Consider the following 14,485-nt stretch of genomic DNA (forward strand, 5'->3'; position numbering starts at 1 on the left):
TTTTTTTATGAAGCTGAGCATTATTATTCCTGTTTTGAATGAATCAAAAAATCTTCAGGAATTGTTGCCATTTTTTCTCAATCATAAAATGAAAAATGATTTTGAAGTGATTGTAGTGGATGGGGGAAGTAGCGACGATTCAGTAGAAACTGCATTTAAATTTGGCACTAGGGTTGTGACATCGAAAGTAAGTTCCCGGGCCTGTCAGATGAATTTAGGCGCTAGAAATACTACAGGGAATATCCTTTATTTCGTCCACGCAGATGTCAGACTTTTGAATACTTTTTTTGAGGATATTATGGAGGTTGTGGAGAAGGGAGTACCATCAGGATGTTTTGCCTATTCCTTCGACTCGGACAATTCACTGCTGCAAGTCAATTCCTGGTTTACGCAATTCAATGGAATTCTTTCGGGTGGGGGAGATCAGACTTTATTTGTCAAAAGGGATGTATTCGAGACATTGGGAGGCTTTGATGAAAATTATTGCATCATGGAGGATTTTGAATTTGTTAGAAGATTGAAGAAAACTTATACCTTCCATGTCATACCCAAAAAAATCACTGTTTCTGCCCGAAAATATGAAAACAATTCCTGGATGCGGGTGCAATTGGCCAACTTGATTGTATTTGCTTTTTTCTTTTTAAAAATACCTCCCGGAAAGCTAAAACAATGGTATTACAAACTCTTGCTTAAATGAAAAAAAAGAGACAGTAGGACTGTCTCTTTTATATATCGTCAAACGTATGAAGAAAAATTTACTGAGGCAAAGGTACCATTCATAATTTGTTGCTTGGTTAAGGGATTGTGAAGTTAAGGTGATTAAATGATCTTCTCTATTTGAGAAATGTTTTTCCGTTTGTGATATATAGTTGAAATATGCCTTCGGCGATATAATTTCCCATCATCAAACCTGAAGGGCAAAATTTTCCCGATTTTACCAGGAATGCTTCATCCTTTTTTGATTTATTTCAAGCTTATCCCACTCCCTGTATCCCGCTTTGATTTCTACTCTGTTTCCTAAAAATATCTATATAATATCAATAATTATCAACTAATATCTCACAATATCCCGAATCTCTTAAGCTCTTCAAAAGTCAATTTCTTTGTTAATCCACAAAAAATATCAATCAATATCAAAAAAATATCCACTTATATCTCAAACAATATTTCAATTTATTTCAAAATATATCTACCAATTTCTATTTTTTCATCATCTCCACATTCTTCAAAATGTCCATCGCAAACAAACTCATGGCTTTTACTCCGGTCTTTATAGTGGGCTCGGGCAACGGGGCGAAATAGGGAGAGTGCAGTCCGGGTACATCCAATCCCTCTCTTTGGGCTTTTTCCAAAAATTCCGGATCAGAAGCACCTAGATAAAACATACTGATCGGAATATTCCTTTCCTGTAAACCAAAACGGCTAAAATCTTCCCCAACCATTAGAGCTTTTACTTCTTTTACTTTGTCCGCACCTATATTATTTTTAAAGACATCTACCATCCTTCGGGTCAATTCATCATCATTGATCAAAGCCGGTGTGTACGGATGACGGATCCAATAGGATGGCATTTTGTCCTCGGATAAACCGGCTGCCCGGGCATATTGCTCACTGATTCGCTTGATGCTGCTGATCATTTCTTCCCTTACTTCAGGAGAATATGACCGAAGAGTCAACTGCATCACTACCTCATCCGGAATGATATTGTGTACAGTTCCTCCATGAATGGATCCCACCGTAACAACCGCCGGATCCATGGGAGATATTCTTCTGCTCACAATGGTCTGATAAGCCTGTATCATTTGAGCACTGAGGACTATGGGATCAATTCCTTTATCCGGAACAGCACCATGTGTACCTTCACCATAAACCGTCACATTCATCAAATCCACCCCAGCCATCAATGGGCCTGATTTATAGCCAAGCATTCCGGCCGGTAAAAATGGGTCATCATGTAATGCAATGGCATAATCAGGGTGGGGGAAGCGTTCGTACAAACCGTCGTTCATCATATTCCAGGCACCCATGCCGTTTTCTTCTGCAGGCTGTCCGACCATCAATAATGTGCCTCTCCAGGCGTGTCTGTATTCTACCATCATTTTGGCCGTCCCCACAAAAACACTCATATGGATATCATGTCCACAGGAATGGGTGATAAAGGTTTCCTTCCCGTCATTGGAAATTCCTTTTTTGGTGGAAGCATAAGGAAGCCCCGTTTTTTCTTCCATTGGCAGCGCATCCATATCAGTCCGAATTAAAAGAACAGGACCAGCCCCGTTTTCCAATACCCCAACCACGCCATAGCCACCGATATTTTCAGTTACCTCGTAACCCAAAGATTTCAGTTCCTTGGCTATCCTTGCAGAAGTTTCTTTTTCCTGCAGGGACAGTTCCGGGTTTTGGTGCAGCGTTTTATAAAGTTGATCCAGTTCAGGATAGATTTTGTCAATAAAATTATCCACAGATTGGGAAAATCCAGGCTTTGGAAATATTCCGATCAGGATAAAAAGACAAAGGGAATACAGGGAAACTTTCATAAAATCTTATATTATTCTTTTTCAAATAAAGCAAATAATTCCCTCTTTTGGGGTATAGATTTAATTTTAGGTTGAAGTAATTATGCCGATAATTGAAAAATCCAGTTATGCCAATCCACCACGATTGCTTTTCAATGGTCATTTTGAAACCATTATTCCCAGCATCTTTAGAAAAATCATCGGTGTCCAATATCAGCGGGAAAGGATTGATACACCGGACAATGATTTTTTAGATCTGGATTGGTCAAATGTGGGGAGTAACAAACTCCTGATCATCAGCCACGGCTTAGAGGGAAGTTCTGAAAGACATTATGCCCGTGGATTGGCCAAATTGTTCAATCAAAATGATTATGATGTATTGGCTTGGAACAACCGTACCTGTGGGGGTGAAATGAATCTTCAGCCCATCATGTACCATCATGGGGCATCCTATGATTTGAAAACAGTGATTGATCATGTGGAAAAGACCAAAAATTATGAAGCCTATTACTTGGCAGGCATCAGCATGGGCGGTGCGCAAACCTTGAAATACTTGGGAGAAAATGGACTTGACCTGAATTCAAAAATCAAAAAAGCAGCTGTTTATTCCACTCCCTGCAACTTACCCGATTCTGCGGCAACTTTGAAGGCAAAAAAGAATGCTTTTTACAAAAAACGCTTTCTGGGAAAACTGAAAGCCAAAATGTTCTTAAAAGGGCAACAGTTTCCCGGTTTGGTGGATTTGGATTTACTGAAAAAGGTAAAGGAATTTGATACTTTCGATACCCATTTTACAGCCAAAATCCATGGGTTCAAAGATGCAGATGATTTTTACCACTCGGTAAGTGCTGACAATTGGATAAAAGATATTCAGATACCCACCTTGGTCATCAATGCACTGAATGATCCACTTTTAATGGATAGATGCTACCCAATAGATTTGGCCAGAAACCACCCACAGCTATTTCTGGAAATGCCCAATAGGGGCGGCCATACTGGTTTTATAGTCAAAGGTCAGGAGTTTACATGGGCGGAGTATAGGTTTTTGGAGTTTTTGAAAGAGATGTGAGATGTGAGACTTGAGACACAAGACGCAAGACATAAGACACAAGATATCTTTTAAGGGTAAAAATTAAACTTCATGAGAAATGGAGGCCCTCGTGACTACCAAGAACAGATTTTAGATTTATACCTTTGAACTGTAAAATGTCTTCAAGACTGTAAAGAACTTTGCCTTGTCACTTCGATCCCGATAGTTACCTTAGATTTGATCAGTTGTATTAAACCAAGAACGGTGGTATAATTGAAAACCTGTCAGCGATCCATCGATGGCCTGAGTAGAGCACTATCGCGATATTTGGAACTGACAGGTTTAAAGAACCAAGACCTGTATAAGATATTAGTCTTACATCTGTTAAGGTTATTAGGTAACGGTTCTTATCATTTAATATATCTAAACGCTAAAGTATGAAATTCAAAACATTTATTGGAATTGATGTCAGTAAATTGACATTAGACATTTGCCTTATTACCGCTGATGGGGTAATTGAACACTTCAAAATTGAAAACAAAGAACTTTCCATAAAGAAGTTTTTCAAGAACTTGGAAAAGAGCTGTCTATGGGAAGATATTCTTGTCTGTGCTGAATTTACAGGCCATTATTCCAATCCTTTGAAAGTGTTTTGCATAAGTCAAAATATTGCATTATGGTTGGAAAGCGGAGCAGAAATCAAGCTTAGATCAGGTGTCCAGAGAAGAAAAAATGATAAAATTGATGCCGAAAGGATAGTTGATTATGCGATACGGTATGTTGACAAAGCCAGGCTTCAGAATCTCGATGATAAGGTCATTGAAACAGTCAAATCACTTAGTAATGAGAGGGATATGTATATAAGGGACCGGGCTAAATACAAATCCCAGGTAAAGGATTTTGAAGGATACATTGATTCAGATATTTATAAAGCCAAAAGCAAAAGGCTTAAAAAACAGATCCTTTCATTAACCAAATTAATTGATTCTATCGACAAACAGATAGACCAACAGTTCGCCTCCAGTGAGAAACTCACCATTCAAAAAGAGATATTGTTGTCAGTTGGAGGTGTAGGAGATAAAGTAGCAACTGAGACGATCATAGCCACACGAGGCTTCACCAAGTTTGGTAACGGTAGGGAATTTTCCTGTCATGTAGGCGTTGCTCCATTTTCCTTTGAATCAGGTACAAGTCAGAGATCTAGGAAAAAGGTGTCCAACAGAGCCAATAAGGAGCTTAAAAAACTCTTCCATATGGCTGCACTCTCTGCAATCAAGATGAAAGGAGAGCTTAGAGAATATTTTGAAAGGAAGGTTGCTGAGGGAAAGAATAAAATGACTGTAATAAATGCCGTTAGAGCCAAAATCATAAACAGGATTTTTGCCCTGATAAGGGATAATAGAAAATATGAAAAATCTTATATTCCTTCTGTTGTTTAATCCATAAGAATATCGCGGAGAGAAGTGTATTTTGCCCGTTTAAGATTACCTCACACCTTTTATTACATTTTCTGATAATACCAATTTTCAACTTTTCTGAGGGTCAGGACAAAAAAAACGATAGCTCAAATAGCTACCGCTAATTAATAACTATTACCCAATCAATTTTCGGTTATCGCCGAAAAAGATATCTTCACTGTAACGTATTATTTTTATTTCCGTTCGACTCAGGACAAGCATATTTACCTTGAAATTCTTTTATTTTACTTAAGATTGGTTAAATCTTGGATTAAATAATCTCAAATTATTAAAGGATATCTAAATTTTTTATAATGCTTTAAACTTAATTCTTATTTTTATTGAACTATTTGTTTTAGGTTTTAGGAAGAGAATTTGGTGGTTTAAGTTTTCTAATTGTTTAGCATATGAAAGATTCACAGTCAAACATGTTTGAGCATTCTGAGGTAAAAGTAAGGCTGCTCAATCTGTACATTCAAAAATACCTGAACATCTTGAGCAGGGCTCAAGGGATTGAAAAAGTAAATCTTTACGATCTTTTTTGTGGTGAAGGAATTTATGAGAATGGAGGAGAAGGAAGCCCTATCATATTTTTGAAGGCTATCAGAGAAATCTACTATAGGAATCAAGCTGGCAAGCATAAGATTATCCAAGTGGATTGTGTATTCAACGACCTGGAAACTTGGAAGACAGAAAAAGTCAAATCTATTGTAGAAAGCAAAAAGTTGCATTACCCCATTTTTGGTGATTTGCGATTCCGAAACGTGGATTATACCGACGCTGTGCCACTTGTAGTGGATCAAATATCCAAATCAAAGAAATCTAAAGCCTTTGTCTTTATTGATCCCTATGGATATAAGGATATAAGGGCGTCTCAGATTAAGTCAATCTTAGAAACAAAAAAAGCAGAAGTACTATTGTTTCTACCAACTCATCATATGTTTAGGTTTGAGAAAAAGGGTAGACCAAAGGCATTTATGTCATTTATAGAAGATCTTATTCCTGAAAAACATTGGCCTAATTCTCCAACAGGGATTGTTTTTATTGAAAACCTGAAATCAGCATTTCGTGAATATTTAGGAGATGAATACTTTGTAGAAACCTTTATCATTACTAGAGATGTCAATCAATTTTTTTGTTTGTTCTTCTTTACCAGTCATATTTACGGCTTTGACAAAATGTTAGAAGCCAAATGGGAAATCGATTCTGAAGAAGGTAGGGGATGGTCTTATAAGATTCCTGACGCCCCAAATCTATTTAGTCCTACTAAAGCTGATAAGGTCAATAAGTTAGAGAGTTTCTTTCTCTCCTTTTTGAAAGAACCGAGATCGAACGGAGAAATTTATCAAGCTACCCTTCATCAGGGATTTAGGCCTACGCATGCGGTAGAAGTTTTGAAGGGACTTGCTTCTCAGAATAAAATTATTGTGACATCAAATGACGGACAAAAAATCAGAAAGGGCTCTTATTACATAAATTATAGCGAATATTGTGATAGACCTAAACTTATTTCCATCCAATTAACCTGACCTAAAATGGCACAAACCTCTATCGAATGGACAGAACTGACCTGGAATCCTGTCACAGGCTGCACCAAGATTTCGGCAGGCTGCAAATTCTGTTATGCAGAAGTCATGACCAAGCGACTTAAAGCCATGGGTGTGGAAAAGTACAAAGATGGATTTAAGAAGGTAAGGATTCATGAAGATGCCTTGGGAATACCCTATACTTGGAAAAAGTCCAAGGTAGTGTTTGTGAACTCTATGTCTGACCTATTTCACAAGGATGTGCCACTGGAATTTATCCAAAAGGTGTTTCAGGTAATGAATGACAATGGTCAGCATGTTTTTCAAGTGCTCACCAAGCGAGCGGACCGACTGGCTGAAATCAGTAATCTATTGCCTTGGTCCCACAATATTTGGATGGGCGTGTCTGTCGAAGACGAAAGGGTACTGTACCGAATAGACTATCTTCGCCTAACCGGTGCCAGGGTAAAGTTTCTTTCCTGCGAACCCTTGATTGGTCCACTTCCAAACATGAAGCTTGACGGTATCGACTGGGTCATTGTAGGAGGGGAGAGTGGGCATAAAGCAAGACCTATGAACCCAGATTGGGTATTGGATATTCAGGAACAATGTCAGCATGCAAAAGTCGCATTCTTCTTCAAACAGTGGGGTGGGAAAAACAAGAAAAAAGCTGGTAGAGAACTCAATGGGCAAACTTATGATGAAATGCCTGATGTGGAGTTGGAGAGGTATATTTAGGAAACTTGATTATACTATTCTATTTATTCATTCTGATTTTGCTGACTTCTTTCAATTATCTGAAAATAATAACTAAATGGTTTATCATAATTAATGACTTCCCGATTTTGGGTGTCCAAGATAATGCTTAAACTATCACTATTTTTCTCTTTCTCTTTAAGGTTCTTTTTTAAATCATAGTACAATTTATTTCTATTTCGATCCAAAAGTTTCACTTGTTGAATTGAATACTTGTTTGGAGTTAATTTTTTAAATCCATTTTTCCAACATAACTCATTTTGAATAGTTTGATAATTCTTCAAGGTTACTCTTCCAACTGCCATCCCAATTAACCTGTTAATAGTAGACTCGGAAATATAACCAGGTCTTCGTCGGCAATTTGTTTTTATAGCTTGATATATTCTCTGAACAGTATCAGTTTGTTTGGACAATTCCTTCTTGAGAGATTTTTTCCTAACTCTTAAATTTAAATTGTATTCTATTTCATATCCAACGAAACCTATCCAAGCAAATCCCAAATCTTTTGGAGAAGCCCATTTATAGGGTCCTTTTGATTTTTTCTTCCATAACTCAGCAATATTTTTCTTTGAAATTAAATTTCGATAATAGATATCATTTTGAGGGAAATTATGTGGAACTAACTTCAATGATTGTAAGGAATTTATATAAAGTTTCTTGGCCAAATTAGCTTCTCTTTTTAATGGAGCTAAAATTAACATGTCATCACAAAATCTTAAATAATTAATATTTAATGATTCCATTCTTTTATCTGCTTCATGTAATACAATATTTGCAATTAGACCACTAAGAGCCCCTCCTTGAGGAATACCAATTCTAGGGATAGTCAAATTTTTATAATATCCCAAGTTCAATAATTGCTCTCCAACCCAACCAAATTCCCCATTTGGAATATCATAACTATTCCAATATTCCAAATCAGAAGACTTTGGTACATTTTTATTAAAGCAATAGCTTGACAAATATTCAAAAAATATATTATTAGCTAAATCAACATTAGTCGAAGGGAAATCAGATTTAGCCTTTATTAATAATTTATTATATAATTTCCTTATGATAGAATGGTTGACGGTGTCAAAAAACTTTTCCATATCACATTCTACAACCCAAAGTGGCTTTTTACCTGCTTTTTCTCTAACATTCAAAATCTCATCAATACAATCATGATGGCTTAAAGTTGCTGTTTTGTCTATGTTTTTGATTGAACGGAATGCATAAGAAGATTTTAAAAAATAATTATCAAAAAGCATTGTAAGAAATTTATTTGCGATACTAAGTATAATTCTATCTTTTAATGAAAATAGACATAAAGGCCTGCAAATATTTTTTTTAAATGGATCAAGAGACGTTCCTTTAATTTTTTCATCCTTTAATTTTGGAATAACAATTGGTGATGAAATACTTACTGAATTATGCAAAACTGAATATTGTATATTCTCAATAAATTCATTTAGACTAATAAACCATGACTCTTTAGAAGACTTACTCTCATATTTTGATATAGTTTTTTTTAAAGACAATAAATTTTTATCTGTTGAACTTAATGGGGTATTATCACTTTTTAAACGTGAATTCCTCCCTAATCTAACCCATTTTCTTCTTGGAGGTAGTATTTCATTAAGTTGAATTAATAAATCTCTTTGGTATCTAGAGAATTCTGATTTTAAATCAGAAGTTTTAGAATTAATTAGAGTTTTCTCTTTGGTATGGTAGTTAAATGATTTTGATTCTGTTAATTGGTGTATTAAATGCTTCTTGTTTCTATTATTAGCGATCTTTACTCTTATTTTACATAATCTTTCAATGATTTCTTGTCTGGAAAAATAGTCTTCAAAATTTTTCATGTCGCTAAATTTAAAGGGAGAAGAATAGTAGCTGTGAAAAACATAAATTGTTCCAAAGATACTGACATAATCAGTGCTGCTTTACGTCCTCTGGTTTGCAGCTTTCCGGCTCCGAGGATGAAACTTGCATTGTCCTGATAAACTATCAAGACAATGCCTCTCTACTCTCTTCTCCCAATTTTTTTGAAGGATAACCTTCTTTTTCTGCTAAAAATCGTATTGTGTTTATTTTAATTTGGTTTTTATTGGAAATATAGCATTCTATTAAGAAAGATTCACAATTTTCAAAATTAAATTTATCTTTGTCAAGCATGCTCAATCTCACAAATATTTTCAGCCCAATATCAAAATTAAATGTAGTTGCAATGGCCATTGCAACTCTATACCAATTATAATAGTCGCCAGTGATTGATTTATTGTTTTTTTCGAGAAATCTAATTATTGAGTTTATTTCTTTTCTATGAAATGGATTATTTTTTCCAGGTATATTTTGTATATGCTTTATGGTTTTATTAGTTCTGTAAGTTGTATTTTCTTTTTTACTTTTTTGCTCAAACTCAATCTCATTATCTATGGTGAAAGCACATAATTCATTTTTAATTATTAAATCCGGATCATAAGAAATAAAGCATAGCCTAGGGATATCACTTCCACTAATATCCAGTTCAATATTGTGAGCATCGGAAAAATATTTATTCAAACTTGAAAAAGCATGTTTATGGGCTATAGTTAAATCATAATTTGAAATATCAAAGGTATAGTTGATAGATACTAACCCTTTATAACCTCTTCCAGATGGAGACATCCAAAATGAATATACATATTTATCGGAAGCCAGTTTATTATAAACTGATTCTATTTGATCATCATCTAACTTGTCAATATCAATAACTATCAAACTATTATACTTATCAATATTATCAATTTTCCTGCTTCCAATAAAGGAGGCATTAAAAGTCACTGCATGTAACTTCATTTTTTCAGCTTTATATATTTTTGGGTCCTTTGCTAATGTTTCCCGCAGGAATTCTGTAACTCTCTTATATTTTGTAGACTTAATAATTTCAAGAATTTCCCTAATTGTGCTGCTACTAATTTTTGTCGACCAAGTATTGGCTTGTACTGAAACTTTTCTGTCTAATAAATTTTCCATTTTTCAAAATTATAATACACCTTGCTTTTTTAATTCCCAAAAGCATTTTGAAGTTGCCTTTATATCTTCAAATGCATCATGCCCTCCTTCAAAGTTCTTATTAAATATCTTGAAGTATAATTCTGATAGTTTTGGCCATTTTGATCCGTGATGATTCCTAAGCCCACAATATTCTGTGGTTCTTAGCATTGTGCAAATTTGTTTTTTTTGATTAAGACTATTTTCCATCTTAACTCGAAGAAATTCAGCTTCTACAACGTTTTTGTCGAATTGAAGATTATGAGCAATAAGGTAACCAGCTGATTTAAGGAAATCGTTGAATTCAAGCAAAACATGACCAAGTTCTTTTCCATTGTTTAGCGCATTTTCTGTAGTAATTCCGTGGATATTGGTTGCTTCCTCTGGTATATTGAAGTTTTGTGGTTTTATTATGTAATTTCTTTCTATTTCCAATTTTCCATCTGGACTATAAATTAAATATGCGAGTTGAACCAATCTTGGCCAATTGTCTAAATCCGTTATTTCAGCTTTATAGTCTTTAGGTAACCCTGTTGTCTCTGTGTCAAAAAATAAGTACATAAATTTTATTTATTTTAATTCTCAAAAACCTCCCTTAAAAAACTCTTCATCAAATTCTCAAGCTGTTGTGTATTTTGTTCTATTTCTTTTTCTAGCCTATCACAGAAGCCCATTAATGCTTTGACTTTTTGTACGATTACATTTTGTTCTGCCAAGGGTGGAAGCGGAAGCAACGTTTTTGCAACTCTATGAAGAGCTAGTTTAGGAACTCCTACTTGATTTGTTTTGTCAAAAAACTGATTCTGCACAAAATACGAAACCATGAAGTAATACAAAAGTTCTTTATCAATTTGATACTTGATTATTCGAGCCGCATTCTCGGTAAGATTCATTCTATGAAACTTTTCAGGAACCAATCCCAATTTTCCAATTGTTGCGCCAACAATAGTCAAATACAAATCTTCTTTTTCAATTATATAATTGCTTATCTGCTCAAATACTTCCTCTGAGATGAAGTGTAGGTTAGAATCATCAATAGAGCCATTTTTCATGTCTGTTACTCTAATGTAAACACGTCCAGTATTTTCAAGAGTCAAAACATGTCCTTTAGGTAGTCTCTTACCTCCTTTAATAGTAGTAATATCCCCCAACCTACACCAAACCCAACCCTCCGGCAATTCATAAGGAATCTCTTCCTCCGAAATCTCTGGCAACGGTTTTTCTTTTTTAACCTTCCCATCCTTGATCAATTGATCTTTTTCAGCCTTGATTTTTTCAAGTAGGGTAGAAGCATGTTTGATTGGCGTTCCTTGTGCTTGTCGAAGGGCACGCCAATCTCGAGTCAACTTCCCCTGAACCGCCAATTGCAAAATACCCTCCCTAAGTTTTTTGATGTTTTCTTTTTCGGTAAAGAAGGTGCCGAAATGTTGCTGTAAAAATGTCCACTGACTTGCGGTATCCTGTTCTGCGGCTTGGGTCAATTGATTCAAGGCAGAAGTCACAAAGTCTGATTTAAGCAGAATCCGCTCTTTTGTCAAAGCTTCCAATTGCTCCACTTCTGCAAACAATTGATTGACTACTTCTACAATGGTTTTTTGTTCTTCGAGGGGAGGGAGGGAAAATTCCATTAGTTTCACAGTACCTGTTGCAAGTTCAGTTTGTTTTGTGCTTCCTGAAACTCTACCTGCTAACAAATTCTGGATTAATGGACTTCCGGTAAAAAGCCATAAATAATTGGGTTCGATAAAATTTTTGAGGCCTCTAACTACTGTGACATGGGAGTCTGCAACAACAATTTCAAAGCTGGAACCTGGAAAAGTTATTACACGACCAATAGTACCATCTCCGGTAGAATTCCACAATAAATCACCGATTTGAAGAAGCCTTTCCTCTCCATATTTTTTTAGAGATTCTTCACTAATAAATTTTGCTTTTGATATATCAAATCCGCTCCACTGAACACATTTTTGTGAGATGACAGGTATTTTTTGAATGTCAGAATAAATGGGTGATTTTCCCCTTTGAATATATTCACAAACATCATTTAACCTTGACCAAACCCAACTCTTCGGTAGTTTATAAGGGATTTCCATTTCCTCAATGTTGGGAAGCGGTTTCTCTCTTTTGATTTTCTTTTCCTTTATAAGTCTTTCTTTCTCATCCTTAATTCTTTCCATCAAAACCGAAGCCGGCTCCACATCTGGATTCTCGGTTCGCCATTTCTTTGTCAGCTTCCCCTGCACAGCCAATTGCAAAATTAACCCTCTCAGCTCTTCTGCGTTTTTGGTATGCAGGGTCAGTTCTTTAAAATGTTCTAATAACTGCATGGCTTAGCGTAGGGCTTCTGTTAAGACTTTGATAATCTCATCTTGAATGTCTGAAATCTTTTTTTCGGTAGCTTGATATATCTTTAGCAATACTTCCGGACTTTCTAGGTTATCCACTTCCTGATGAGGGTTTTTGATGTCCAGGTTGTATCCCCGGTTTTTGATTTCCTCAGCGGAAACTTTCCATGCATATTGGCTGTAGGCCTCATTCTCCCGATCATTCCACCAAGCTTTTTCCAAATCAAATTCCTTGATATGAATCGGTTTGCCCTTGTTGTAGCTCTTCACTCCATCAGGATAGGGATGCTCAAAGTACCAGATGTCTTTGGTCGGCGTTCCTTTTTCGAAGAAGAGCAAATTGGTCTTGATCCCCGTGTAGGGATTGAATACGCCATTGGGCAGGCGCACGATGGTATGCAGGTTGCAGCGCTCCATCAGTTCTTCTTTGATCCGGGTTTTGACACCTTCACCAAAGAGGGTTCCATCAGGCAGGACTACCGCACTTCGACCGCCATCTTTCAGCAATCTGATAATCAGGGCCAGGAATAGATCGGCTGTTTCCTTTGTTCGGAACTTCTGGGGGAAATTGGTTTCCGTTCCATCTTCTTCCACACCGCCAAAAGGAGGGTTGGTCAGAATAATATCCACCTTGTCACTCGCTCCCCAATCTGCATAAGGCTTGCTGAGGAGATTGTCTCTCCGAACCGCAGGCACATCGAAGCCGTGCAGCATCAGGTTGGTCGTGCAAAGCAAGTGGGGCAGGGGCTTCTTTTCTATCCCACGGATGGTTGCCTGTAAGTCACGCTCGTCTTGGTCGTTTTGGACCAGTTTCTTCTTGTGGTCTATGGTGCAGGTAAGGAATCCTCCTGTGCCGGAAGCCGGGTCGAGAACGGTTTCCTTGAGTTGGGGATCGATAATATCCACCATAAACTGTGTCACAGCCCTAGGGGTATAATACTCGCCCGATGAACCTGCGGATTGTAATTCTTTTAAAATCGTTTCGTAAAGGTCATTGAACAGGTGACGGTCTTTGGAACTGTTGAAATCGATCCGATTGATCTGATTGATAACCTGACGGAAGAGTGTTCCGTTTTTCATGTAGTTGTAGGTATCCTCAAAGACTGAGCGGATAATCTTAGCCTGAGGACTGATGCTGAAATCCAGTTCTTTCAAGGCCGGAAAAAGCTCATTATTGATAAAGTCCATCAGGGCATCACCGGTCAGGCCTTCTTCATTGGCAGCCCAGTTTTGCCATTTGAATCGGTCCGGAATGGGGCTTCGATAGCCTTCGATGGTGATTTCCCATTCTTCTTCCTTATCTGCAAAAATCTTCATAAAGAGCATCCAGACCATTTGCGAGATGCGCTGTGCATCCCCATCTACTCCTGTGTCCTTTCGCATGATATCGCGGATGCCTTTGATATTGGCTGTGATTGTGGTCATTTAGGTTTTGTGTAATTTTTTCGTTTGTGATATGATCCTGAAAGGATCGTATGTTTATAGCACGAAATCCTTTTAGGACAAGACGCGACCCCGACTGGGGTCGAATATTCCTTGTGGCAATGATGCTTGCTATAAACATTTGACCTCTTTGAGGTCAGGATTCATTTTTTAGTTATTCATGAATTTTCAATTTTGTTCTTTTCTTTTTCGCGATCCCAACGGGATCATATGTTTATAGTAAGAAATGCATTTAGGGCAACATTCGACCCCGACTGGGGTCGAATGTTCCTTGTGGCAATGATGCTTGCTATAAACATGTGACCTCTTTGAGGTCAGGATTCATTTTTTAGCTATTCATGAATTTTCAATTTTGTTCTTTTCTTTTTCGCGATCCCAACGGGATCATATGTTTATA

General features: G+C 36.7%; 11 protein-coding genes. 5 read left to right on the forward strand and 6 right to left on the reverse strand.

The window, feature by feature from the left end; translation table 11 throughout:
• Window positions 1-7 precede the first annotated feature (7 nt).
• Entirely contained in the window at window positions 8-697 is a 690-nt protein-coding gene (locus B9A52_RS17885) for a TIGR04283 family arsenosugar biosynthesis glycosyltransferase (protein WP_084121754.1), read from the forward strand.
• A 502-nt stretch (window positions 698-1,199) separates the two neighbouring features.
• Here the strand turns inward: B9A52_RS17885 and B9A52_RS17890 are convergent.
• Window positions 1,200-2,537: an amidohydrolase gene (locus B9A52_RS17890; RefSeq protein WP_084121755.1), complete on the reverse strand. Its 1,338-nt coding sequence runs from the start codon at window positions 2,535-2,537 to the stop codon at window positions 1,200-1,202.
• Between the two features lie 82 nt (window positions 2,538-2,619).
• On the opposite strand from B9A52_RS17890, the gene B9A52_RS17895 reads away from it, so the two are divergent.
• The 4 genes from B9A52_RS17895 to B9A52_RS17910 all read left to right on the forward strand — a co-directional run bounded on the left by B9A52_RS17895 (window position 2,620) and on the right by B9A52_RS17910 (window position 7,267).
• Window positions 2,620-3,585: a YheT family hydrolase gene (locus tag B9A52_RS17895; protein ID WP_084121756.1), complete on the forward strand. Its 966-nt coding sequence runs from the start codon at window positions 2,620-2,622 to the stop codon at window positions 3,583-3,585.
• A gap of 398 nt (window positions 3,586-3,983) precedes the next feature.
• Entirely contained in the window at window positions 3,984-4,985 is a 1,002-nt protein-coding gene (locus B9A52_RS17900; protein WP_084121757.1) for an IS110 family RNA-guided transposase, read from the forward strand.
• Between the two features lie 425 nt (window positions 4,986-5,410).
• Entirely contained in the window at window positions 5,411-6,532 is a 1,122-nt protein-coding gene (gene tcmP / locus B9A52_RS17905) for a three-Cys-motif partner protein TcmP (protein WP_084121758.1), read from the forward strand.
• Between the two features lie 6 nt (window positions 6,533-6,538).
• Window positions 6,539-7,267, forward strand: a complete 729-nt coding sequence (locus B9A52_RS17910) for a DUF5131 family protein (protein WP_084121759.1) — start codon at window positions 6,539-6,541, stop codon at window positions 7,265-7,267.
• A 23-nt stretch (window positions 7,268-7,290) separates the two neighbouring features.
• Here B9A52_RS17910 and B9A52_RS17915 read toward each other — a convergent pair whose 3' ends face one another.
• From B9A52_RS17915 to B9A52_RS17935, 5 genes are all read right to left on the reverse strand, one after another.
• Complete coding sequence (locus B9A52_RS17915) at window positions 7,291-9,129, reverse strand: reverse transcriptase/maturase family protein (protein WP_084121760.1); 1,839 nt, start codon at window positions 9,127-9,129, stop codon at window positions 7,291-7,293.
• A 145-nt stretch (window positions 9,130-9,274) separates the two neighbouring features.
• On the reverse strand, window positions 9,275-10,282 hold the full coding sequence (locus B9A52_RS17920) for a BT4734/BF3469 family protein (protein ID WP_084121761.1): 1,008 nt from the start codon (window positions 10,280-10,282) through the stop codon (window positions 9,275-9,277).
• 9 nt (window positions 10,283-10,291) lie between these two features.
• On the reverse strand, window positions 10,292-10,861 hold the full coding sequence (locus tag B9A52_RS17925) for a 3'-5' exonuclease (protein WP_084121762.1): 570 nt from the start codon (window positions 10,859-10,861) through the stop codon (window positions 10,292-10,294).
• Window positions 10,862-10,875: 14 nt separating this feature from the next.
• Window positions 10,876-12,627, reverse strand: coding sequence for a restriction endonuclease subunit S (locus tag B9A52_RS17930; RefSeq protein WP_084121763.1), 1,752 nt, complete (start codon window positions 12,625-12,627; stop codon window positions 10,876-10,878).
• 3 nt (window positions 12,628-12,630) lie between these two features.
• A complete protein-coding gene (locus B9A52_RS17935) occupies window positions 12,631-14,070 on the reverse strand; it encodes a class I SAM-dependent DNA methyltransferase (RefSeq protein ID WP_084121764.1) in 1,440 nt (479 codons plus the stop codon).
• Between the last annotated feature and the right edge of the window lie 415 nt (window positions 14,071-14,485).

The sequence above is a fragment of the Aquiflexum balticum DSM 16537 genome (assembly GCF_900176595.1).
GTDB classification, from domain to species: domain Bacteria; phylum Bacteroidota; class Bacteroidia; order Cytophagales; family Cyclobacteriaceae; genus Aquiflexum; species Aquiflexum balticum.